Raw genomic sequence first — 21389 nt, forward strand, 5'->3', positions numbered from 1 at the left:
CATGGGCGGGATCTTCAGCGACACGATCCTCAACGGCTCGCTCCTGCTCGCGCTCCCCGTCGCACTCCTCGCGGGTGTCGTCTCCTTCCTCTCGCCCTGCGTCCTCCCGCTCGTCCCGGGCTACCTCGGCTACGTGACCGGGCTGACCGGCGTCGACCTCGCGAAGCAGCGGCGAGGCCGGATGGTGGCGGGGATCGCCCTCTTCGTGCTCGGCTTCACCGTGGTGTTCGTCGCGACCGGCGCGGTGTTCGGCGGACTCGGGAGCTGGCTCGCCCTCTCCTCCGGGTGGCTCACCCGGGTGCTGGGCATCGTCGTCGTGCTCATGGGGATCGTCTTCATGGGCGGCCTGGGCATCTTCCAGCGCGAGGCGCGCGTCCACGCCCGCCCGCCGGCCGGGCTCTGGGGAGCCCCCCTGCTCGGAGTCACGTTCGGGCTCGGCTGGGTGCCGTGCATCGGCCCGACCCTCGCCGCCGTCCAGGTGCTGGCCTTCTCCGATGGCCCCACCGCGTACAAGGGCGCCCTGCTGACCTTCGTCTACTGCCTGGGACTCGGCGTGCCGTTCCTGCTCATCGCCCTGGGCATCCGCCGCGGCGTCGGCGCCCTCGCCTTCTTCAGGAAGCACCGCCGCGCCCTCCAGTCCGCCGGCGGCGGCCTGCTGATCCTCGTCGGAGTCCTCATGGTCTCCGGAGTCTGGAGCTACTGGATCAGCCAAGTGCAGATCTGGATCGGAACCGTGGAGCTGCCTGTCTGATGACTGAAACCACCACCCAGAACCCGAAGAAGGGGACCAAGCCTCCCAGGAAGCGGGGCAAGCAGGCGGCGCGCACCGACGTCGCCCTTCCAGCGCTCGGCCCCGTCGGCATGCTTCGGTGGGCCTGGACCCAGCTGACGAGCATGCGGACGGCGCTGTTCCTCCTCCTGCTGCTCGCTGTCGCCGCCGTTCCCGGATCGCTCTTCCCCCAGCGCCCCACCAACCCGGCGGTCGTCACCCAGTACCTCAAGGACCACGCCGACTACGGACCATTCCTGGACAAGCTCCAGATGTTCGACGTCTACTCGTCCGTCTGGTTCTCCGCGGTATACCTGCTGCTGTTCATCTCGCTGATCGGCTGTGTCGTCCCCCGGGCCATCGCCCACTGGAAGTCGTGGCGGTCCCAGCCGCCCCGCACCCCCGCCCGGCTCAGCAGGCTTCCCGTGTACGGCACCCTCGTCGTCCCGGCCGAGCAGGGCCTCGACCCGGCGGACGCCGCACAGCAGGCGGCGGGGGTGCTGAAGAAGCGCGGCTACAGGGTCGATGTCCGCGCGGGTGACGCCTCCTCGCACCCCTCCGTGGGGGCCGAGAAGGGCTACCTCAAGGAACTCGGCAACCTCTGCTTCCACACGGGCCTCGTGGGCGTGCTCGTCTCGGTCGCCGCCGGCGGCCTGTTCGGATACAGCGGCCAGCGCACCCTCGTGGAGGGGGAGACGTTCGTCAACACCCTCGTCGGATACGACACGTTCAACCCCGGCAGCGACTTCCAGTCCAGCTGGCTCGCCCCGTACTCACTGCGGCTGGACAAGTTCGACGTGCGCTATGACCGCGAGTCCGTCAAGCAGTTCGGCCAGCCGCTCGACTTCACGGCGCATGTGACCACCAAGGACTCACCCGACGCGCCGGAGAAGCAGCAGGACCTCAAGGTCAACGATCCGCTGTCGCTGGGCGGGACGAATGTGTACCTCGTGGGCAACGGCTACGCCCCCGTGATCACCGTGCGGGGAGGGGACGGCAACATCGCGTTCCAGGGTCCCGTCCCGTCGATTCCCACCGACCCGGTCTACACCTCGACCATCGTGGTCAAGGCGCCCGATGCCAAGCCCACGCAGCTCGGCTTCGTCGGCTTCTTCCTCCCCACTGCCGAGAAGGGCTCGAACGGGGTCGCCTTCAGCGCTGATCCGGATCCCCTCAACGTCCAGCTCAACCTCAACTCCTATGTGGGCGATCTGGGGCTCGACAAAGGCAAGCCGCAGAACGTCTACGCGCTCGACGTCGCCAAGCTCACCCAGGTCAACGGCCGCGACAAGCCGGCCGGCGGCATCGTCCTCGGTGCCGGCCAGTCGTACACGCTGCCCAACGGGCAGGGCTCGATCAGCTTCGACGGGCTCAAGCGCTACGTGGCCCTCGACATCCACCACAACCCGGGCCAGGAATGGGCACTCGGCTTCGCCCTGTTCTCCCTCGCCGGCCTCATCTGCTCGCTCTTCCTGACCCGCCGCCGGCTGTGGGTCCGAGTGGGCAGGCACGAGGACGGGCGCACCATGGTGGAGTACGGCCTCATCACCCGCGGCGAGGACCACGGGGGCCTCGCCTCCGAGGGCAAGGCCGTCCGGGCCGCCCTCGCCCGCGCCTGGGGAGTTCCCGACGCCGCCCCCGCGGCGCAGACTGGGAAGGCCAGCGCGGCCGACTCCCAGGCCGCGACCACACACACCACGTTGCCCAGTACGAAGAAGGACTCCTGATGCCCTCCATCAATTTCCTGCTTGGTGATTACAGCGAGCTGTTCATGCTCCTCGCTGCGGGAACCTATGTGGTCGCGTTCCTCGCGTTCGCGTGGGATATGGCCACGAGCGGCAAGGTCGCCCAGCAGGACGACGCCCGCCTCGCGAGCCAGAACGCGGCCGCAGCGGCCACCGCTGCCGTGAAGGAGCCCGCCCTCGCCGGCGCGGCCGCCGGGAAGGGCGCGGGCGCGCGCGGCGGCGGGGCGCCGTCGTCCGCAGGGAACGGCTCGGGTCCCGGCACGGCCGAGGTGGCCGAGGCTGACCTGAAGTACCGCTCGCGGCGCAAGGCGGCGCGCGTGGGCGTGGCCCTGAGCATCCTGGGCCTCGTGATCCACGCCGCCGGTGTCATCACCCGCGGCATCGCGGCCGGCCGTGTGCCGTGGGGCAACATGTACGAGTTCTGCACGACCGGGGCATTCCTCGTCGTTGCCGTGTTCCTCGTGGTGCTGATCAAGCGCGACCTCAGGTTCCTCGGCACGTTCGTCCTCGGCCTCGCCGTGGTCATGATGGTCGCCGCAGCGGTCGCCTTCTACATCCCGGTGGGCCACCTCGTCCCGGCCCTGCAGAGCTACTGGCTCGTCATCCACGTCTCGATCGCCGTGCTGTCCTCGGCCCTCTTCACCCTGACGTTCTCGATGGCCGTCCTGCAGCTCCTCCAGAGCCGCCGCGAGGCGAAGATCGCCGCCGGCGCCCCGGACACGGGCCGGTTCATGCGGCTCGTCCCCAGCTCCCTCACGCTCGAGGCCCTGTCCTACCGCATCAACACCATCGCGTTCGTGGGCTGGACGCTCACCGTGATGTTCGGCGCGATCTGGGCCGAGAAGGCCTGGGGCCGGTTCTGGGGCTGGGACACCAAGGAAGTCTGGAGCTTCGTCATCTGGGTCGTGTACGCGGCCTACCTGCATGCCCGCGCGACCCGCGGCTGGACCGGGGCCCGCGCAGCCTGGCTCTCGATCGTGGGCTACCTGTGCGTGATCTTCAACTTCACCGTGGTGAACATCTACTTCTCCGGCCTGCACTCCTACGGCGGTGTGAGCGGCTGAGCCGCTGGTCCCGCTGCTGGAATCTGGGCCTTCGGCCTGGAGGCTGGGCCTAGAGGCCGCGCAGGAAGTCGGGGTCGTCGTCCGGTGCCACCGGGCGGCGGCCCTTGGCGTTTCCGCCGCGGGGCGGCGTCGTGCCCCTCGGCCGTCCGAAGATGAACCACAGTGCCGTGCCGACGGCGGGAATCACCGCGATGAGGAACCACACGGTCTTGGAGATGCCGCCGCGCACTCCCCGACGGTCGCTGACCGCGCAGTCCACCATGCCGTAGAGCCAGGCAACCAGGACGATGAGCCAGGGCAGGACGCGGATCATAGGTCCATTTTAGTAAGCTCGTCCAGTGGCATCCCTCAAGTACTTCCTGCTCCGTGCTGTCCTGTTCATCGTCCCGTTCGCGCTCTTCATGGTGCTGCAGATCGGCGTCATCTTCTCGGCGGTGTTCGCCGCCGTCGTCGCCTTCGCCGTGAACTTCCTGTTCTTCTCCCGGCAGCGCGATGCCGCCGCCGGTGAGGTGCGTGAGGTGTTCAGCGGCCGCAAGAACGTGCGCACCAAGAAGGAGGTTGCGGACGCCGAGGTCGAGGACGCCATCGACGACGCCCAGCGTGCCGAGGACGAGGGCTACGAGGGCCGGTTCGAGGACGCGGACCACCCCGAGGACGACGACGACCATCACCGGCGCGGAGAGCGCCGCTAACAGGGTGAGCTAGAAGAGCGCTCCGAGCACGACGGCGAGCGAGAACAGCCCCGCGAAGCCGAGGTTGAGGAACCCGGTCTGCTGCAGCACCGGGATCAGGTCGCGGCCCTTCTTCCCGCCCAGCATGATCCACACCGGGCCCAGGCATGCGGGCACCAGCAGCAGGACGATCAGCATCCACAGGTTTGACGGTGCCAGCACGAGCGGGCCGAGGACGGCGATCCCGAGCATCCAGGCGTAGGCCCGCCGCGCGCGGTGGTCCCCGAGCCGCACCGCGAGGGTCCGCTTGCCGGAGACCGCATCGGTCGGGATGTCCCGGACGTTGTTGGCCATGAGCAGGGCGTCTGCGATGAGGCCCGTCCCCACGGCGCCCACCCATGCGGCTGCGCTCAGCGTTCCCGCCTGCGTGTAGGTGGTGCCGAGCGTGGCCACGAGGCCGAAGAAGACGAACACGAACAGGTCGCCGAGGCCCAGATAGCCGTAGGGGTTCTTGCCCCCGGTGTACCCCCAGGCGGCCGCAACGCAGCCGGCTCCCACGATCAGGAGCCACCATGTCTGCGAGAGGATCACGAGGATCAGGCCGAACACCATGGCCGCCGCGAATGCCGCGAAGGCGGCCCGCTTGACCTCCCCGGGGGCGGCGGCGCCGGAGCCGGTGAGCCGGAACGGGCCCACCCGGTTGTCGTCGGTGCCCCGGATGCCGTCGGAGTAGTCGTTCGCGTAGTTCACGCCCACCTGCAGCAGGAGCGCCACGAGCGCGGCGAGGACGGCGTTGAGCGGCTGGAACGAGCCGAGCCCGTAGGCCGCGGCGCTGCCGATCACCACGGGCGCCACCGCCATGGGCAGCGTCCTCGGCCTCGAGCCGTCGATCCATTGGGCGAAGGTGGCCACGTGTTCTGTTCCTCCAAGCGGTGGGTGGTGGGTATAGCGGGGGGCGGCCCGGGGCCGCCTAGGAGCGGGCGTGGGCGGCGCGCAGCAGGTCGGTGAGCGCTAGCCGGTCCGGCTTGCCGTTGGGCAGGTGGGGGAGCGCGCCGAGCACGAGCCAGGTCTTGGGGGCGAGTCTTCCGAGACGCACGACGGCGTCCGCCCGGATCCGCTCGAGCGTCGCCTCGCGTGGTTCCGCGGTTGCAGCCAGGACGACGGCCGCGACCAGGGCGTGGCCCCACTCGGGGTCCTCGACACCGGCCACGAACGCCTCGCGCACGCCGGCGAGGGCGTCCAGCTCGGCGGCAACGCGCGCGGCAGAGGCCTTCACCCCGCCGGTGATCACCACATCGTCGGCCCGGCCGAGGATGCGGAGGCGGCCGTCCGGTCCGAATTCGCCCACGTCCGAGCTGATGTACCAGCGCCGGCCGTCCGGATCGGTCCGGAAGTGCTCGGCCGTCCGCACCGGGTCCCCCACGTACCCTGCGGCAACCACGTCCCCTCCGAGCCAGACGCGGCCCTCGTCGAGGCGAACGTCCACGCCGGGAAGCGGTTCGCCGTCGTAGACGCAGCCGCCGCACGTCTCGGCCGAGCCGTACGTCGTCACGACGGTCACCCCGGCCTCCCGCGCCCGCTCCAGCAGTCCCGGTGGGATGGGCGCCCCCCCGAGGAGGACCGCCTTGAAGCGTGCGAGCGCGATCAGCACGCGATCAGAGCCGTCATCGAGGAGGCGGCGCAGCTGGGTGGGCACGAGCGACGTGAGGCGGATGGGGTCCGTGAGCTGCTCGGCGGCGTCCACGAAAGCCTCAGGGGTGAACCCGTGGGAGAGGTCCATCGGCCACGGCCTTGTGCCGGCGTAGAGCGAGCGGACGAGGACCTGGACTCCCGCAACGTACTCGAGCGGGAGGGCGAGCAGCCACTGCCCCTCGGCCTTGAGCGTGATCGCGGTGGACATCGACGAGGCGGCCAGGGCGTCGATCGTGAGGGCGGTCGCCTTGGGCGTCCCGGTCGAGCCGGAGGTGCGCACCACGACGGCCGTCCCCTCGGAGAGTGTTGCGGCAGCCTCCGAGGGACGCCAGAGCCGCCACGCGCCGTCGTCCGTCTCCCGATCGGGAGAGGCGCCCGGGGACGCCGCGGGACCGAACTCGACGGCGGGCCCCTCGCCGGCCAACGCCGCGGCGAGAGCCTTGAGCACGGGGTCCAGGTTCACGGTGCGCCTCTCGTTGCGGGGTCTCTGCCGGGCCGTTGCGGGGTCTCTGCCGGCTCGTTGCGGGGTCTCTGCCGGCCCGTTGCGGGGTCATGTCCCCGCTGGCCGGTCGTTCAGAAGTAGTAGGGGAAGGCGGACCAGTCCGGGTCCCGCTTCTGGAGGAACGCGTCCCGGCCCTCCACGGCCTCGTCGGTCATGTACGCGAGGCGCGTGGCCTCCCCGGCGAAGACCTGCTGGCCGGCAAGCCCGTCGTCGGCGAGGTTGAACGCGAACTTGAGCATGCGGATGGCCTGCGGGGACTGCCTGGCGATGTCCGCCGCATACTCGAGCGCCACCTCCTCGAGCCGGGCGTGCTCAACGGCCTCGTTGACCGCACCCATCGCAACCATGTCCTCGGCCGAGTGCTCCCGGGCGAGGAAGAAGATCTCCCGCGCCCGCTTCTGCCCGATCTGGCGGGCCAGAAGGGCCGAGCCATAGCCGGCGTCGAACGAGCCGACGGTCGCGTCCGTCTGCTTGAACTTCCCATGCTCGCGGGAGGCGATCGTGAGATCTGCCACGACGTGCAGCGAGTGGCCCCCGCCGGCTGCCCAGCCGTTCACGACGGCGATGACGACCTTGGGCATGGTCCGCATGAGCCGCTGGACCTCGAGGATGTGCAGTCGGCCCGCGCGCGCCGGATCGATCGTCTCCGCCGTGTCGCCCGACGCGTACTTGTACCCCTCGCGCCCGCGGATGCGCTGGTCGCCGCCGGAGCAGAACGCGTAGCCGCCGTCCTTGGGGGAGGGGCCGTTGCCGGTCAGCAGCACGGTGGCGACGTCCGGGGTCATGCGCGCGTGGTCCATCGCGCGGTACAGCTCGTCCACGGTGCCCGGTCGGAACGCGTTGCGCACCTCGGGCCGGTTGAATGCGATCCGCACCGCTGGCAGATCGCGCACGACGGCGCCGCTCGAGTCCCGCTCGACCTGCCGGTGGTAGGTGAGGTCCTCGAAGTCGAAGCCTTCGACGACGCGCCAGCGCGTCGGATCGAACGTGTCGGACACGTTCTCGGGCAGGGCGGAGCGGGCGGAAGTGGTCACGCCTAGAGAGTCTAGTCTGGGCCTATGGCGGCACACGCAGGGAAGCTCGTGGTGGTCGGCGCGGGCGCGGTCGGCAGTTCGGTAGCCTACGCGGCACTCATCAGGGGATCGGCCCGCGAGGTGGTGCTGACAGACATCGACGAAGCCAAGGTTGAGGCCGAGGTCCTCGACCTCGCGCACGGCACCCAGTTCACCGGGGCCTCGAGCATCACCGGCGGGACGGACACGGCGCTCGCGGCGGGCGCGGACATCGTGGTGATCACGGCGGGGGCGAAGCAGAGGCCCGGCCAGAGCCGGCTCGAGCTCGCCGGCACCAACGCACGCATCCTCGAACGACTCCTGCCGGCGATGCTCGAGCACGCGCCGGACGCCGTGTACGTGCTCGTGACGAACCCGTGCGATGTGCTCACGGTCGCCGCCCAGAGCATCGCGGGGCTGCCCGCCGGCCGGGTGTTCGCTTCGGGGACGGTCCTGGACACATCACGCCTCCGCTGGCTGCTCGGCGAGCGGATCGGAGTGTCCCGTGCCTCGGTGCACGCCTACATCGTGGGCGAGCACGGCGATACAGAGTTCCCGCTCTGGACCTGCGCCACCATAGGAGGCGTGCCGCTGCGGGACTGGGTCGGCCCCGACGGCAGCGCGGCCTTCACGCCCGACGTCCTCGACGGGCTCGCCCGGGAGGTGCGCACTGCCGCGTACCGCGTGATCGCCGGCAAGGGCGCCACGAATTACGCGATCGGACTCTCCGCCGCGCGCATCGTGGAGGCAGTGCTGGGCCGGGAGGACGCGGTGCTGCCCGTGTCCACCGTGCTGGACGGGCAGTACGGGATCCGCGAGGTGGCTCTGAGCCTGCCCTCGGTGGTCGGCGCCGGGGGCGTGCGGCGGGTGCTCGAGGTCCCGATGGACGACGGCGAGCTGGCGCGGCTCTCGCATTCGGCCGAGGCCCTGCGCGCGTCGGCACAGTCCCTCGGGTACTGACTCTCGCAGGGCGCCCGGCTACTGGCCCTGGCGGCTACTGGCTCTGGCGGCTACTGGCCTTGGCCGGCGAGGCCCGCGAGCCAGGCCAGGAAGCAGAATTGGGCCGCGTGGTACGTGGCCATGATGTGCCATTCCGCGCGGATGGGCCCGACAAACTCGCGCCAGCCGATCATGAGGTCCGAGACCAGGAACAGCAGTGCCCCGAGCAGCGGCCACGCGGAACCGGTGGTCCCAGCTGCGATCACGAGCCCGCAGAGGGCCGCCAGGTACACGGCCACGGGCGCCACTACTCGGCGCCGCGTCGCCCGCAGCGCCGCGAGCAGCCGGGGCACCGTCAACGGGAGCAGCACCACGAGCACCGCTGCGCCGAACAGCGAGCCCGCGACCGATTCGGCGCGCCCGGAGAACGCCAGGATGAACGCGACGTGGGCCGCGAGGAACGCCGCGAGACCCGGCACGAGCGGCCGGCTCGGAAGCAGCAGGATGTCACCGGCCAGCGAGGCAGCGAAGGCTGCGAGCACCAAGGCCTGAGTCCAGCCCTGCCACGGCTGGACGAACGCCGCGGCGGCCAGGAGCAGGACCATCGGCGCGGGCTTGGTGCGGTGCCGCGCGCCGACGGAACCACGCGCCGTCGCCCGCCAGTCGACGAGCGCCGCAAGCGCGGCAACCGCGGCGAGCACCCAGACGAGGGGCGTCACCGGAGAAGACCCTCAGAGCGCACGCGAGTGAGCCTACCGGGGCCTTCCCCCGAGCCGGGGCAGGGCAGGTCACGAGAGGCAGAACTCGTTCCCCTCCGGGTCCGCCATCGTGTACCAGCTGTGTGGGCCCTCATGGCCCTCCCAGAGGAAGGTGGCGCCGCGCGCTTCCAGCCGGGAGCGCACCTCGTCCTTGTCGTCGCCTTCGAGGCGCACGTCCCAGTGCACGCGGTTCTTGACGGTCTTGCCCTCGGGGACACTCTGGAAGAGGAAGCGCTGCCGGTCCCTCCTGCCGACCTGGTCCGGAGGGCAGATGGCCTGCGCGCTGGCCCACACGAGGACGCCGTTGTGCACGGTCGTCTCGGCCTCCGTGGCATGGCCCTGGGCGATCATGCTGCGGATGAAGTCCTCGTCGCTGGGCTCAACCTTCCAGCCGAGCGTCTCGGCCCACCAATCGGCCTGCGCGTGGGGGTCCCGGCTGTCCACGACCACTTGGAATCTGTATGCCATGGCCCCACGGTAGGTGCGCTGGCGCGGGCAGGGAAGGGCGAGGCGGACAGGCGATGTCCGCAGCCTGACGGTGAGAGGACGCCCCGGACATCGAGACGAAGGGCTCTACCCGGGCCCCTGGGGCGGCGCCATGCTGGAACCCCACGATCCAGGAGGCCAGCCGTGCGCGCATTCCGAAAAGGCCGGCCCATCCGGCGCCCTTCGCGGGCCGGGCATCCCGCAGCATGGGCCGTGGGGCTCGCCGCGACCGCGCTGCTCGTCGCTGCGTGTGCGGCGGGTCCGGGAACAGCGGGCAGCTCAGGCGGTGCGAGCGCTTCGCCCTCCGCCTCGGCGTCCTCTGCGGCCAGCCTCCCCACGAGGGTGTTCGGCGACGCTGAGCTCATGGCCTTGCTGGACCAGGTCGGGCAGAAGCGCGGCGTCCCTCATGCGGCTCAGGACACTCAGCGACTGCGCATCGCCTTCACGGCCAACTCCGCCCCGGCCCAGACCACGGTGACGGTCCCTGCAGCATGCCAGGTCTTCCTCGAGAAGAGCCCATCGGCGACGGCCGCGGACAAGAGTGTGAGCTTCGCGATGGGCAGCTTGGCGGATGCGGGCAGCACGGCGCCGCCGTCGGCGGCCGGGGGCACGGGGGGGCCGCTGTCGACCGTCATGATCACCGTGCGGAGTGCCGCGCGTGAAGCGCTCGCGGCATCCCAGTTCGCTTCCACGGACGCCGCCGCGTCCAGCTGTGCGACGTTCGACGCCACGTCCACGGACGTCTCCGGCACCATGACCTCGAGCGTCCGGATGCTGCAGGCGCCCCAGGTCGGCGAGAAGGCCTTCGCGACGCTGGAGACGTCGACCCCGCCCAGGCCGGGCGACTACGGGGGGACCCGGCTCACGGTGCTCGCGGGAAGCGTGTCCGTCAGCCTCTTCCGCGCGGTCCGCTCAGACGCCGACGCTCCTGCGGCCCTCGATTCGATGGCCGCGATCACCCGAGACGTCATCGAGCAGGCCGCTGCCAACGCCCCTACGGTCACGGCACCGGCCCCCAACTCCAGGACGCCCGAGCAGCTCGCAGCCCTGCTCAAGAGCATCCCGGGTCCCGGCGGCAGCACCCCGATGGTCCAGGCCCAGCGCCTCAGTTCCCCGGGTTCCGCACCGTCCCAGGATCGCTGCACCTTCGACAATGCCGCCTACCTCTCCGCAGTCGCGGGGTCGTCGATGGCCCAGGCCCAATTCGCCGGGGCCGCGAAGTCCTTCATCGAGGTGACTGCCATCAGCATGGCCGACGCCATTGGCCAGCCGTACCCCTTCGACACCCGGGCCGCGGCGCTGCGCGACTGCCCGTCGATCACCGAGAGCATGGGGATGGAGGGCCCGAAACGCGAGTGGTCCTCGCTCCAGCAGCTCCCGGCCGGCCCTCAGGGCGACGCGGCCTATGCGGTGAGGTACCAGCTCTCGGACGGGACCGGGGAGATCCACGTCCTCGTGGGCGCGCGCAGGGGCTCGCTGACCGTGGAGGCGAGCGACATCGCCCACTCGGAGGGCGAGGTGCAGACCTCGGCAGCCGCGCTGACCGCACTCGTGAACCAGGCGTTCGCGAAGGCTCCTTGACACGGGGTGTGGCCCCCGCCACGCTTGGACCCATGCTCCGCTGACAGCTTCCGTCCCCCTGCCGTCCGGCACCCGTGTGCCCCGAGCCGTGAAGCGAGCCCAGCATGCCTGCACCACTGAACCGATTCCACGCCAGCCGTCCCGAGCTGCGCGACGGCGCCCCCCGGCGGGAGTCCGTCCACATCACCGCCAGCGAGGTCAGCCACGGCTACGGCGACAGGCTCCTCCTCGACCGCATCAGCCTCGTCATCTCCGAGGGCGAGCGGATCGCGGTCGTCGGCGAGAACGGGGCCGGCAAGTCCACGCTCCTGCGCCTGCTCGCGGGCGGAGAGCAGCCCGAGTCCGGCACGGTCGCCGTGCACGGCCGCGTCTCCCGCCTCGCCCAGACCTACGACGGCGCCACGACGGTCGGCGGCATGCTCACCGCCGGTGCCGAGCGCATCGCCGCCGCGCTCGCGGCCGAGCGGGGCGAGTCAAGGCCCGAGGACGCCGACCCCGACGAGGCAGGGAGCGGCGTCGTGCGCGCCGAGGTGGCCGCAGCGATCGCGGTGGAGCGCCTCGGCGTGGGCCACCTCGTGCGCGGCGGCCGCGACCGTGTGCTTGCGGATCTCTCGGGCGGCGAGGCCGAGCGGATCGCCCTCGCCCTCGCCCTCGCAGACCCGGCGCCGATCCTGCTCCTCGACGAGCCCACGAACCACCTCGACGCGGAGGCCCTCGCGTGGCTCGAGGCGGAGCTCGCGGCGCGGCCTGGGATCGTGGTGGCCGTCTCGCACGACCGCGACTTCCTCGAACGGTTTGCCCGCGTGATCCTCGAGGTCGACGCCGACACGCGCACCGTGCGCCGCTACGGCTCCGGGTACGCCGGGTACCGGGCCGAGAAGGCGCGCGAGCGTCGCGACTGGGAGCGCCGGTATGCCGCCTGGATCGGGGCGAAGGACCGCGAGCGGGCCAAGGCGCGCGACGTGGCCGAGCGCGTTGCGTACGGGCGGCGCACCGACAACGACAAGTCCGGGTACAACTACCTCGGCCAGCGGGTCTCCGCGGCGGTGGAGAGCCAGATCCGGTCGGCCCGCGAGCGGCTGCGGCGTCTGGAGGCGGACCCGGTGCTGCCGCCCCCGCGGCCCCTGCACCTCGCTGCGGCGTTCGAGGTTGATGCCGGCGCCGCGGTCGCGCTCTCGGCCACCGCGGTGCCGGGCCGGCTCGCGCCCGTGGACGCCTCCCTTGCCCCCGGTGACCGGCTGCTCGTGACCGGACCGAACGGGGCGGGGAAGTCCACCCTGGTGGGGGTGCTTGCAGGAACGGTGGCGTTCACGGGCAGCGCCGACGTGACGGCGGCGCACGACGGCGGGCGGCGCGCGGCCGTCGTCGGCCTCCTGCCCCAGGAACTCGCCGCTCCCGCCGACCCGAGCGTTCGCCTCCTCGCCGCGTACGCCCACGGCCTGCCGGGTGACCTGGACAGCCACGCGGAGGCGCTCATGCATACCGGGCTGTTCCGGGTGCAGGACTTCTTCGTGCCCGTCGGCTCGCTCTCAGCGGGCCAGTACCGGCGCCTCGCGCTGGCCCGGCTCCTCGCGGGCCGGCCCGAGCTCCTGCTCCTCGACGAGCCGACCAACCACCTCGCCCCTCTGCTCGTGGGCGAGCTCGAACAGGCGCTCGAGCATTACCGAGGCACGCTCGTGGTGGCCAGCCATGACAGGGCGCTCGCCCGCTGGTTCGATCGACTCGGGGCTGCGGGGGACCGCCGTCTTGCGCTGCAGCCCGTAGCTTCGGGCGGGCGGCTGCACACCCACCACTGATCCCAGACGGCCCGCTCAGCCGTTCTGCGTCAGGTTCACCCGGAACTCGACGGTCGCGTGGTCCTCGACCTTCACGAACCCCAGGTTCGGCGGGTCGATGCCGAAGTCCTTGACCGCGATCGGGATGGAGCCCACGGCGGCGATCCCTGCGCCGTCCCGCACCATCTTCAGATCCGCGGTGACGTCCCGCTTCTCGCCGGCGAACGCGAGGGTTCCCGGGACGCTGAGTGGGACGGGGGTACCTCCGATCTGCTGGGGCAGGGCGACCGGTGCGCCCAGCGTGAAGGTGGCCTGCGGGTATTTGCTCGCGACCATGACGGTCGAGCGGAAGTAGTTGTCGCGGCCGGTGTTGTCGGTGGCGATGCTGGCGGTGTCCACCACGACGTTCGCCGCGGTGAGCTTCCCGTCTGCCACGGACGCCGACCCGGTCACCTTGTCGGTGCGGCCCACCACGGTCAGAGCCTGGCCGTTGAGCACCTCGTCGACGCGGTATCCGGCCTGCGAGCCGGAACTGACCGCCCACGTGCCGTTGTCGGCGGCGACGGGGCGCGGCGTCGTGGTTCCGGCCGAGGCGACGGCGGTGATGCTGAAGGGGTCGACCTTCTTGGGGCTGATGGCGGAGCTGATGATCGGGCCGCCGATCACGACGGCGAGGATCACCGCCATCACGATGCCGAGCGGGATGAGGAGGAGGCGCTTTCTCACGGGGTCCTACGAGGTCAGCGAACTGAGGTCCACGGTGTAGATGAGCACCACGGACAGCAGGTTCTTCAGGGCGTGCAGGGAGTAGCTGAACATCAGGTTGTTGGCCGTCCACGCGTAGGCGAACACGAGCACGAGCCCGAGCCCCAGGTACGGTGCGAGCGCCTGGAACGTGATGGCCTCGCGTCCCGCGATGTGCAGCGCTGCGAACAGTACCACCGATGCCGCGTAGCAGACCCAGCGGTTCAGGTACTGGCTGAGTTTGCCGATCATGAGGTGGCGGAAGATGTACTCCTCCACGAAGGGCCCCACGAGCACGAGCAGCGGCGCGGTGAGCCACCAGGGCACATGCGCCGTCATGTCCTCAAGGCCCGTCTGGTTCACGGACACCTCGACGCCGCCCGCCGCCGCCACGACGATCGCCGTGACGATGAGCATGGCCACGAGCAGCAGCGGCAGGATGCCGAGCGTGAACCAGGGCCGTGTGGCGAGGATGCGCGCGTCCCGTGCAACGTAATGCCGCGCGGCGATGATCGCCACGATGAACACTGCGGAGTACAGGACGAGGTTGAGCAGGTACGAGCCGAACATCGGGTCGCGCGTGAGCCACGCGAACCGGTCCAGCGGGAGGAACACCAGCGCCGCGGGCAGCCCGAGGTAGAGCACGACGGCGAGAGTGTCCGCGAGCGTGTATCGGTTGAACCGCCGCGGCTTGACTGGGGTGACGGAGGACGATCGGAGCATCATTCGCAAGAACGAACGCCACGGCCGCCCGGTTCCGCACGTGGGACGCAGAGGTTGACCGAGCGGGAACCGGATGAGAATCTTTATAGAACGAACGGTCGGTAACTATTGGCGTCGGACACTCTTGGCGCCGCTCCTGTGCCGGCCGTGTCCGGTGTGACGAGGCATGAGGGAGTGCACATGGCTGAGGCGTTTCTGGTCGGTGGGGCGAGGACCCCGGTGGGGCGGTACGGCGGTGCGCTGTCGGGGGTGCGTCCGGATGACCTGGCGGCGTTGACGGTCCGTGCGGCTGTGGAGCGGGCGGGGATCGATCCCGGCGCGGTCGAGGAGGTGATCTTCGGCAACGCGAACGGTGCGGGGGAGGAGAACCGGAACGTGGCCCGGATGGCGTGGCTGCTGGCCGGCTACCCGGACGCGGTGCCCGGCATCACGGTGAACCGGCTGTGCGCTTCGGGCCTGTCCGCGATCATCATGGCCTCCCACATGGTCAAGGCGGGTGCGGCGGACCTGGTGGTGGCCGGGGGCGTGGAGTCGATGTCCCGGGCCCCGTGGGTGATGGAGAAGCCGGACAAGGCCTTCGCCAAGCCCGGTGCGGTGTTCGACACCTCGATCGGCTGGCGCTTCACGAACCCGGCGTTCCTGTCCGGGGAGCTCTCCCGGGACGGGAAGGCCACGTACTCGATGTCGGAGACGGCCGAGGAGGTCGCCCGGGTGTACGGGACCTCACGCGAGGACTGCGACGCGTTCGCCGTCGCCTCGCACGAGCGCGCCCTGGCCGCCATCGAGGGCGGCCGGTTCGCCGAGGAGATCGTGCCCGTGACGGTGACGGGCCGCAAGGGCGCCCAGACCGTCGTGGACACGGACGAGGGCCCCCGCCCCGGCACCACGATGGACGTGCTCGCCAAGCTCCGCCCGGTGGTGAAGGGCGGCTCCGTGGTCACCGCTGGCAACGCCTCGAGCCTGAACGACGGCGCCTCGGCGATCGTGGTGGCCTCCGAGGCCGCCATCGAGCGGTTCGGCCTGACCCCGCGCGCGCGCATCGTGGACGGCGCCTCGGCCGGGATCGCCCCGGAGATCATGGGCATGGGGCCGGTCCCTGCCACCCGGAAGGTCCTGGACCGGCAGGGCCTGTCCGTGGCGGACCTGGGCGCGGTGGAGCTGAACGAGGCCTTCGCCTCCCAGTCCCTGGCCGTGATGCGCGAGCTCAAGCTCGAGGAGGGCATCGTCAACGCCGACGGCGGAGCGATCGCCCTGGGCCACCCGCTCGGATCCTCCGGCTCCCGCCTCGTGGTGACCCTGCTGGGCCGGATGGACCGCGAGCTCACCGGGTCCGGCCGGAAGCTGGGCCTGGCCACGATGTGCGTCGGGGTCGGCCAGGGCACCGCCCTGCTCGTCGAGGGGGTCTAGATGGGGCTGGACGCCTCCGGCTTCACGACACTGGTGGTCGAGGAGGCCGATGACCGGCTGCACGCGCGGCTGCACCGGCCCGAGGTGCGCAACGCCATCGACCAGGGCATGGTGGACGAGCTGCACGCGGTGTGCGCGCACCTGGAGGCGAACCCGAAGGTGCTGATCCTCTCCGGCACCCCCGCCGACCCCGCCGCGGGGGCGAAGGGGGTCTTCGCCTCCGGCGCGGACATCGCCCAGCTGCGGCAGCGGCGCCGCGACGACGCGCTGGCCGGGATCAACTCGGGCGTGTTCGAGCGGATCGCCAGGCTCCCGATGCCCGTGATCGCGGCCCTGGAGGGGTACGCGCTCGGGGGCGGGGCCGAGCTGGCCTACGCGGCCGACTTCCGGATCGGCACCGACTCCCTGCGTCTGGGCAACCCCGAGACGGGGCTGGGGATCATGGCCGCCGCCGGTGCGACGTGGCGGCTGCGCGAGCTCGTGGGCGAGGCCCTGGCCAAGGAGGTCCTGCTGGCCGGGAAGGTCCTGACCGGGGCCGAGTGCCTGGCCGCGGGCCTGGTCACCGAGCTCGTCGAGCCCGCGGAGCTGATCCCGGCCGCGCACGTCCTCGCGGACCGGATCGGCGCGCAGGACCCGCTCGCGGTGCGGATCTCCAAGGCCGTCTTCCACACCCCCCGGGAGGTCCACCCCCTCATCGACACGCTCGCGCAGGGGATGCTGTTCGAGTCCCAGGCCAAGTTCGACCGCATGCAGGCATTCCTCGACCGAAAGAAGAGCAAGTAGATGGGCAAGATCAACCTGGCCGACGGCCTCCCCGGAACCGTCGGCGTCCTGGGCGGCGGGCGCATGGGCGCCGGGATCGCCCACGCGTTCCTCATGGGCGGGGCCCGCGTGGTCGTCGTCGAGCGCGACGAGCAGGCCGCCCAGGGCGCCCGCGAGCGGGTCGAGTCCTCGGTCGCGAAGAGCATCGAGCGCGGCGTGGTGGACGGGAACCTGGACGAGATCGTCGAGTCCTTCTCGACCTCCGTGGACTACGCGGACTTCGGCGGGTGCGACCTCGTGGTCGAGGCCGTCCCCGAGGACCCGGCCCTCAAGGCCGAGGCCCTCACGGCCGTGGAGGCCCAGCTGGGCAAGGGCGCGTACCTGGCCACCAACACCTCCTCCCTGTCCGTGACCAAGCTCGCCGGGCACCTGTCCCGGCCGGAGCGGTTCCTGGGCCTGCACTTCTTCAACCCGGTCCCGGCCTCGACCCTGATCGAGGTCGTCATCGCCGAGCGGACCTCGCCCGAGGCCGAGGCCGCCGCCCGCGGCTGGGTGAAGGGCCTGGGCAAGACCGCCGTCGTCGTCCGCGACGCCCCCGGCTTCGCCTCCTCCCGCCTCGGCGTCGCGATCGCCCTCGAGGCCATGCGCATGGTCGAGGAAGGCGTCGCGTCCCCCGAGGACATCGACAACGCCATGGTCCTGGGCTACAAGCACCCCACCGGGCCGCTGCGCACCACCGACATCGTCGGCCTGGACGTGCGCCTGGGCATCGCCGAATACCTCCACTCCACCCTCGGCGACCGCTTCGCGCCCCCGCAGATCCTCCGCGACAAGGTCGCCCGCGGCGAACTCGGCCGCAAGAGCGGCAAGGGCTTCTACGACTGGAACTGACCCCTTCGACAAAGGGAGATGGCCCCTCACCGCGGAACCGGTGAGGGGCCACGCCCGTGTGGTGGGGCGTCAGCTGGCGGCTGCGCACTCGAAGGTGAACTCGTCGCGCACCGGCCGCCGCTCGATCCCGATTCCCAGCATCGTGTACTCCATCGTGCAGACCGAACCGTCGCCCAGCGTCATGGTGGTGGCCCCGTCGGAGAGGATCATCTGCGGATCGTAGAAGAGGCCGTCCAGCCAGTAGCTGAAGTTGCTGACACCGCGGTATGTCGAGGTCCGCACCTGGACGTCGCCATTGGCAAAGGTGTAGGTCATGGTCGCCGAGCCCGAGGACACGAAGACCGCCCGGCCGTTGGGCTGGTGGACCTCGATCCGGCTGTCGGTCCCCTCGACGCAGAACGTGAAGCCCAGGCCGTCGTCGGGCATGCAGCGGGAGAAGTCCGTGACTTGGTGGCCGTCGGTGACGGCAGCCTGGGAGGGCACGGCCGAGACGGCGAGGGCGAGGGTCGCGGCCGACGCTGTCAGCGCAGCGGAGCGGAGGAGCGGGCGGATCATGATGGGTGCCTTTCAGGGTGGTGGGTGCGGGTTCGTCGCCTGTATTTCCAACGAATGGATAAAAGGGTGGCTGCTCGTTGCCCTGGTCTCAATCACGGGACAGAAACCGTTCAATAACCATTTCGCATCGCCGCCCGCGGATTCGCGGCCACCGCGTTGGACAATGGAGCCGTGGCTTCTCCCCAGCATTCCGTCAGCGGCTTCTTCCTGCCATGGCTCGGCTGGGTGACGCTCGGCGAGTTTGCGGGCTTCCTCGTCCCTACGGCGGCCGAGGCACTCATCATCACCGCCGGCCTGGGTGACCTTCCCGGCGCAGCCCTGCTCGTCCTCGCCGGCCTCGGTGAAGGCGCAGCCCTCGGCGCCGCCATGTCCTGGCGGCTGTCCTTCCCGATCCCGGCCCTCAACCGCCGCAGGTTCGTGCTGCTCTCGGCCGCCGGCGGAGCTGTCGCATGGGCGCTGGGCATGCTGCCGGTCGTTACGATCGAGGGGTGGGCAGACTGGCCGGTCGCGCTCCTCGTGATTGCGGCCATCGTCCTCGCGGGCGCGCTCCTGGCCAGCATCGGAGTGCTGCAGTGGATCGAGCTGCGCCAGCGCCTCCCCGGGGCTTGGCTCTGGATCCCCGCCACGGCGGCGGCCTGGTGCGTGGGGCTTGGCGTGTTCTTCGCAATTGCCACCCCGCTATGGACCGAGGGCCAGTCCCTCCCAGTCGTGCTCGCCATCGGCGTTCTCGCCGCCGCAGCCATGGCAGTCTCCATGGCCGCGGTCACGGGATGGGCGGCTGTGGCGCTCCTCCACCGCGCTCCCGTTCCTGCCGAGGGCCGGGAGCCGCGGTGAATGGGGTCGACTGGGAGGGCGCCGTCAACGCCCGACGCGTTCTCGGGGACGTCTACCGGATGGGCCGCCGTGAGTGGCTCACCGAGCGGGGCTGGCGGCAGATGCACGACGACGGGATCCGCACCGTCATCGACCTGCGCAATCCCGACGAGCAGAAGCGGCGTCCCACCGATCCCGAGGTGAGCGAGAAGGCGATGGCCGGGATCGCCGTCGTCAGTGCACCCACTGAGGACCCCGGCCACCCCGAGCACGCCGAGATGTTCGCGGACCGCCTGCCGCCCTATCTGAGCCATCCGGACGGATACGCCGGGATCGTCCGGCTGTTCCCCGACCGCCTTGTCGCGGTGTTCCGTGCCCTCGCGGCGGCGCCGGGCGGCGTCGTGCTCCACTGTTCGGCGGGCCGCGACCGCACCGGCCTGATCGTCACCATGCTCCTGCAGCTCGCCGACCTTGGCGCCGCCGGGGAGGCCGCGGCCGAGCAGTACGAGGCGAGCGTGCGTGGCATCAACGAGTGGCACCGCATCAGCCCGGTCAGGCACCCCTACGAACGGTGGCACGACGACGCCGAGCTAGCGCCGATCCTTGCCGACCGGCAGGCGGCGCTGGCTCAGTTCGCGGAGACGCTCGACGTCGAGCGGTTCCTCCTCGAGCACGGGCTCAGCCGCGCGGAGCTCGCCGCAGTGCGGGCGAAGCTCCGAGCGTGAGCCGCTCGTCAGTTCCGGACGAGCTGGGCCGGCTTGAGCTGGCTGACCATCACCGGGTAGTAGCCGCTCAGGTAGCCCCTCGCCGTCGGGTGGAGGTTGAACCGGCTCAGTGGCCCCGCAGGCACGAAGTTGAACCACGAGTCAGAGGACCCGATCTCGTGGCCGGTGAACTGGGCCGTTACGTCCACGAACGTCACATGGGCCTCAGCGGCCTTTGTTGCTAGGACGGCGTTGAGCGTGTCGACGCCGGCGTCGAACACCGCTGCGGCCGCGGGTGAGAGGATCCCGCCGCCCGGCAGCACCGTGGTGGGCTCGCCGGCGAGCGCGAAGATGCGGGGGTAGCCCAGCCACGCGACGCGAGCATGGGGTGCATACGCGTGGATGAGGCTGACGGTCTGCTGCACGGCGAGCGCGTCCGCCGCTGCGGCCCCCTGTTTGGCGAAGGCCTGGCATTGGGAGGCATCTGGGGTATGGTCCTCGATGCATGTCCCGACGAACGCCGCGAACCCGACGTCGTTCCCACCGGCAGTCAGAGTCACGAGGTCCGTGTGAGTGTTCAGGGCGCCATCAAGGGCAGCCTTGCCGATCTGCTGTGCGATGGTGGGCACGGGAATCTTGGGGTCCGTGGGCTCCCCGATCGTGGCGCCGGCACACGCGTAGTCCCCCTGGAGGGTGACCGACTTGGGTCGGCTGAACTGGCTCACCTGGTCAGGGCGTCCGCCGATGCGGCAGGTGGGGACAGGAAGGTACGGGTTCTCGGAGCTGGTGAGGGGGCTGGCGCCCCACCCGGCCGAATACGAGTCGCCGAAGTTGACGTAGTTCAGAGGCGTTGGCGGCGCCGCCACTGCCGGGGCCGCCGTGCTGGCGACAATGAGCGCCGCGGCTGCGGCGAAGGACGCAGCCGCACGGCTGACGAGTCGTGACATGGGGGGCCTCCGGGGTCAGGGCGGAGCAGGCGCCCATCCGTCGCCACTGCCTCACGATACGAACACGGCAGATCCTATCCTCGAGTGTGAGCTACGCAACACGCCCCGCACGTAAGCCTGCGGATATCCTCGGGCCATGCCCTTCCTCGAGCCTGTGACGCTCCCCGGCCGCCTCGTGAGCCTCGAACCGCTTGCCCAGAGTCACCGAGCCGAGCTCGAGGACGCCGTGCGCGACGGCGAACTGTGGAACCTCTGGTACACCTCGGTGCCCCGCCCCGAGGGCATGGCCGCGGAGATCGACCGCCGACTGGCCCTCCAGGAGGCGGGCAGCATGCTTCCCTTCGTCACCCGGCGTGCAGCCGACGACCGCGTGATCGGGATGACCACCTACATGAACGCCGATGCCGCCAACCGCCGCCTCGAGATCGGCTCCACGTGGAACGCCGCGGGCGCCCACGGCACCGGAACCAACGCGGAGTCGAAGCTCCTGCTGCTGCGGCACGCATTCGAAACCCTGAGCTGCATCGCCGTCGAGTTCCGCACCCATTGGATGAACAGGCAGTCCCGAGCGGCGATCGAGCGCCTCGGCGCGAAGCAGGACGGCGTGCTCCGCAGCCACCAGCTCATGGCGGACGGCTCTCTCCGCGACACCGCGGTCTACTCGGTCGTCGCCTCCGAGTGGCCCATGGTCCGCAACGGCCTCGAGCTTCGCCTCGCCCGTCACTGAAAGTGCACGCCGAGCGTGCCCTGCAGAGCACGACGACGACGGAGCCAACCGCCGCCGTCGTGCGCTCCGGCACGCGCTGGCG

At 70.9% G+C, this 21389-nt stretch carries 23 protein-coding genes; 13 read left to right on the forward strand and 10 right to left on the reverse strand.

The genetic code is table 11. From position 1 onward, the window contains the following. Position 1: 1 nt before the first annotated feature. From IE231_RS11155 to ccsB, 3 genes are read left to right on the forward strand one after another with little or no spacing between them, the layout of a single operon-like run. Positions 2 to 751: a cytochrome c biogenesis CcdA family protein gene (locus IE231_RS11155; protein WP_189694030.1), complete on the forward strand. Its 750-nt coding sequence runs from the start codon at positions 2 to 4 to the stop codon at positions 749 to 751. Continuing rightward, entirely contained in the window at positions 751 to 2496 is a 1746-nt protein-coding gene (gene resB / locus IE231_RS11160; protein ID WP_189694031.1) for a cytochrome c biogenesis protein ResB, read from the forward strand. The genes IE231_RS11155 and resB overlap by 1 nt, the downstream gene beginning before the upstream one ends. Beyond that, positions 2496 to 3578 carry a c-type cytochrome biogenesis protein CcsB gene (gene ccsB / locus IE231_RS11165; RefSeq protein WP_189694032.1) on the forward strand — a complete coding sequence of 361 codons (1083 nt, stop codon included), beginning with the start codon at positions 2496 to 2498 and terminating at the stop codon, positions 3576 to 3578. Before resB ends, ccsB begins: the two co-directional genes overlap by 1 nt. A 49-nt stretch (positions 3579 to 3627) precedes the next feature. On the opposite strand, the gene IE231_RS11170 is transcribed toward ccsB, so the two are convergent. After that, positions 3628 to 3891: a PLDc N-terminal domain-containing protein gene (locus IE231_RS11170; protein WP_189694033.1), complete on the reverse strand. Its 264-nt coding sequence runs from the start codon at positions 3889 to 3891 to the stop codon at positions 3628 to 3630. Between the two features lie 25 nt (positions 3892 to 3916). Here IE231_RS11170 and IE231_RS11175 point away from each other — a divergent pair, with 25 nt between their 5' ends. Further along, positions 3917 to 4270, forward strand: coding sequence for a DUF4229 domain-containing protein (locus tag IE231_RS11175; protein ID WP_189694034.1), 354 nt, complete (start codon positions 3917 to 3919; stop codon positions 4268 to 4270). 9 nt (positions 4271 to 4279) lie between these two features. Here IE231_RS11175 and IE231_RS11180 read toward each other — a convergent pair whose 3' ends face one another. The 3 genes from IE231_RS11180 to IE231_RS11190 all read right to left on the reverse strand — a co-directional run bounded on the left by IE231_RS11180 (position 4280) and on the right by IE231_RS11190 (position 7477). Continuing rightward, positions 4280 to 5161: a 1,4-dihydroxy-2-naphthoate polyprenyltransferase gene (locus IE231_RS11180; protein WP_189694035.1), complete on the reverse strand. Its 882-nt coding sequence runs from the start codon at positions 5159 to 5161 to the stop codon at positions 4280 to 4282. 58 nt (positions 5162 to 5219) lie between these two features. Continuing rightward, a complete protein-coding gene (locus IE231_RS11185) occupies positions 5220 to 6404 on the reverse strand; it encodes an AMP-binding protein (RefSeq protein WP_189694036.1) in 1185 nt (394 codons plus the stop codon). 110 nt (positions 6405 to 6514) lie between these two features. Beyond that, complete coding sequence (locus IE231_RS11190) at positions 6515 to 7477, reverse strand: 1,4-dihydroxy-2-naphthoyl-CoA synthase (protein ID WP_189694037.1); 963 nt, start codon at positions 7475 to 7477, stop codon at positions 6515 to 6517. A gap of 24 nt (positions 7478 to 7501) precedes the next feature. Here IE231_RS11190 and IE231_RS11195 point away from each other — a divergent pair, with 24 nt between their 5' ends. Continuing rightward, positions 7502 to 8455 (forward strand): L-lactate dehydrogenase, encoded by a 954-nt coding sequence (locus tag IE231_RS11195; protein ID WP_189694038.1) that lies wholly within the window; start codon positions 7502 to 7504, stop codon positions 8453 to 8455. A 50-nt stretch (positions 8456 to 8505) separates the two neighbouring features. Here the strand turns inward: IE231_RS11195 and IE231_RS11200 are convergent, their stop codons facing one another. Then, complete coding sequence (locus IE231_RS11200; RefSeq protein WP_189694039.1) at positions 8506 to 9153, reverse strand: lysoplasmalogenase; 648 nt, start codon at positions 9151 to 9153, stop codon at positions 8506 to 8508. A 69-nt stretch (positions 9154 to 9222) separates the two neighbouring features. Then, positions 9223 to 9660: a VOC family protein gene (locus IE231_RS11205; RefSeq protein WP_189694040.1), complete on the reverse strand. Its 438-nt coding sequence runs from the start codon at positions 9658 to 9660 to the stop codon at positions 9223 to 9225. Between the two features lie 162 nt (positions 9661 to 9822). On the opposite strand from IE231_RS11205, the gene IE231_RS11210 reads away from it, so the two are divergent. After that, on the forward strand, positions 9823 to 11259 hold the full coding sequence (locus IE231_RS11210; RefSeq protein WP_189694041.1) for a hypothetical protein: 1437 nt from the start codon (positions 9823 to 9825) through the stop codon (positions 11257 to 11259). Between the two features lie 104 nt (positions 11260 to 11363). After that, positions 11364 to 13055, forward strand: a complete 1692-nt coding sequence (locus tag IE231_RS11215) for an ATP-binding cassette domain-containing protein (RefSeq protein ID WP_189694042.1) — start codon at positions 11364 to 11366, stop codon at positions 13053 to 13055. A gap of 15 nt (positions 13056 to 13070) precedes the next feature. Here the strand turns inward: IE231_RS11215 and IE231_RS11220 are convergent, their stop codons facing one another. Further along, on the reverse strand, positions 13071 to 13760 hold the full coding sequence (locus IE231_RS11220; protein WP_201896913.1) for a YceI family protein: 690 nt from the start codon (positions 13758 to 13760) through the stop codon (positions 13071 to 13073). A gap of 6 nt (positions 13761 to 13766) precedes the next feature. Then, a complete protein-coding gene (locus IE231_RS11225) occupies positions 13767 to 14504 on the reverse strand; it encodes a CPBP family intramembrane glutamic endopeptidase (protein ID WP_229866726.1) in 738 nt (245 codons plus the stop codon). Positions 14505 to 14681: 177 nt separating this feature from the next. Between IE231_RS11225 and IE231_RS11230 the strand changes: the two genes are divergently transcribed. From IE231_RS11230 to IE231_RS11240, 3 genes are read left to right on the forward strand one after another with little or no spacing between them, the layout of a single operon-like run. Continuing rightward, positions 14682 to 15908 carry an acetyl-CoA C-acyltransferase gene (locus IE231_RS11230; protein ID WP_189694043.1) on the forward strand — a complete coding sequence of 409 codons (1227 nt, stop codon included), beginning with the start codon at positions 14682 to 14684 and terminating at the stop codon, positions 15906 to 15908. Continuing rightward, positions 15909 to 16691, forward strand: coding sequence for an enoyl-CoA hydratase/isomerase family protein (locus tag IE231_RS11235; protein ID WP_189694044.1), 783 nt, complete (start codon positions 15909 to 15911; stop codon positions 16689 to 16691). Further along, on the forward strand, positions 16692 to 17561 hold the full coding sequence (locus IE231_RS11240; protein ID WP_189694045.1) for a 3-hydroxyacyl-CoA dehydrogenase family protein: 870 nt from the start codon (positions 16692 to 16694) through the stop codon (positions 17559 to 17561). A 69-nt stretch (positions 17562 to 17630) separates the two neighbouring features. On the opposite strand, the gene IE231_RS11245 is transcribed toward IE231_RS11240, so the two are convergent. Continuing rightward, complete coding sequence (locus IE231_RS11245) at positions 17631 to 18116, reverse strand: hypothetical protein (RefSeq protein ID WP_189694046.1); 486 nt, start codon at positions 18114 to 18116, stop codon at positions 17631 to 17633. A gap of 171 nt (positions 18117 to 18287) precedes the next feature. Between IE231_RS11245 and IE231_RS11250 the strand changes: the two genes are divergently transcribed. Beyond that, the gene (locus IE231_RS11250; protein ID WP_189694047.1) at positions 18288 to 18950 is read left to right on the forward strand and encodes a hypothetical protein; all 663 of its coding nucleotides are present in this window, start codon (positions 18288 to 18290) and stop codon (positions 18948 to 18950) included. After that, positions 18947 to 19654, forward strand: a complete 708-nt coding sequence (locus tag IE231_RS11255) for a tyrosine-protein phosphatase (RefSeq protein WP_229866729.1) — start codon at positions 18947 to 18949, stop codon at positions 19652 to 19654. Before IE231_RS11250 ends, IE231_RS11255 begins: the two co-directional genes overlap by 4 nt. Before the next feature lie 8 nt (positions 19655 to 19662). Here the strand turns inward: IE231_RS11255 and IE231_RS11260 are convergent, their stop codons facing one another. Beyond that, positions 19663 to 20580 (reverse strand): SGNH/GDSL hydrolase family protein, encoded by a 918-nt coding sequence (locus IE231_RS11260; protein WP_189694049.1) that lies wholly within the window; start codon positions 20578 to 20580, stop codon positions 19663 to 19665. Positions 20581 to 20716: 136 nt separating this feature from the next. On the opposite strand from IE231_RS11260, the gene IE231_RS11265 reads away from it, so the two are divergent. Then, positions 20717 to 21307 carry a GNAT family N-acetyltransferase gene (locus IE231_RS11265; protein ID WP_189694050.1) on the forward strand — a complete coding sequence of 197 codons (591 nt, stop codon included), beginning with the start codon at positions 20717 to 20719 and terminating at the stop codon, positions 21305 to 21307. The last annotated feature ends 82 nt before the right edge of the window (positions 21308 to 21389 follow it).

Source organism: Sinomonas cellulolyticus (assembly GCF_014656475.1).
GTDB classification, from domain to species: domain Bacteria; phylum Actinomycetota; class Actinomycetes; order Actinomycetales; family Micrococcaceae; genus Sinomonas; species Sinomonas cellulolyticus.

Excerpts from the sequence above, each read along its gene's own strand:
- IE231_RS11265 (WP_189694050.1), top strand. The coding sequence starts at position 20,717 with ATGCCCTTCCTCGAGCCTGTGACGCTCCCCGGCCGCCTCGTGAGCCTC.
- resB (WP_189694031.1), top strand. The coding sequence starts at position 751 with ATGACTGAAACCACCACCCAGAACCCGAAGAAGGGGACCAAGCCTCCC.
- IE231_RS11235 (WP_189694044.1), top strand. The coding sequence starts at position 15,909 with ATGGGGCTGGACGCCTCCGGCTTCACGACACTGGTGGTCGAGGAGGCC.
- IE231_RS11170 (WP_189694033.1), bottom strand. The coding sequence starts at position 3,891 with ATGATCCGCGTCCTGCCCTGGCTCATCGTCCTGGTTGCCTGGCTCTAC.
- IE231_RS11245 (WP_189694046.1), bottom strand. The coding sequence starts at position 18,116 with ATGATCCGCCCGCTCCTCCGCTCCGCTGCGCTGACAGCGTCGGCCGCG.
- IE231_RS11195 (WP_189694038.1), top strand. The coding sequence starts at position 7,502 with ATGGCGGCACACGCAGGGAAGCTCGTGGTGGTCGGCGCGGGCGCGGTC.
- IE231_RS11260 (WP_189694049.1), bottom strand. The coding sequence starts at position 20,580 with ATGTCACGACTCGTCAGCCGTGCGGCTGCGTCCTTCGCCGCAGCCGCG.
- IE231_RS11240 (WP_189694045.1), top strand. The coding sequence starts at position 16,692 with ATGGGCAAGATCAACCTGGCCGACGGCCTCCCCGGAACCGTCGGCGTC.
- IE231_RS11215 (WP_189694042.1), top strand. The coding sequence starts at position 11,364 with ATGCCTGCACCACTGAACCGATTCCACGCCAGCCGTCCCGAGCTGCGC.
- IE231_RS11225 (WP_229866726.1), bottom strand. The coding sequence starts at position 14,504 with ATGATGCTCCGATCGTCCTCCGTCACCCCAGTCAAGCCGCGGCGGTTC.
- IE231_RS11230 (WP_189694043.1), top strand. The coding sequence starts at position 14,682 with ATGGCTGAGGCGTTTCTGGTCGGTGGGGCGAGGACCCCGGTGGGGCGG.
- IE231_RS11155 (WP_189694030.1), top strand. The coding sequence starts at position 2 with ATGGGCGGGATCTTCAGCGACACGATCCTCAACGGCTCGCTCCTGCTC.
- ccsB (WP_189694032.1), top strand. The coding sequence starts at position 2,496 with ATGCCCTCCATCAATTTCCTGCTTGGTGATTACAGCGAGCTGTTCATG.
- IE231_RS11205 (WP_189694040.1), bottom strand. The coding sequence starts at position 9,660 with ATGGCATACAGATTCCAAGTGGTCGTGGACAGCCGGGACCCCCACGCG.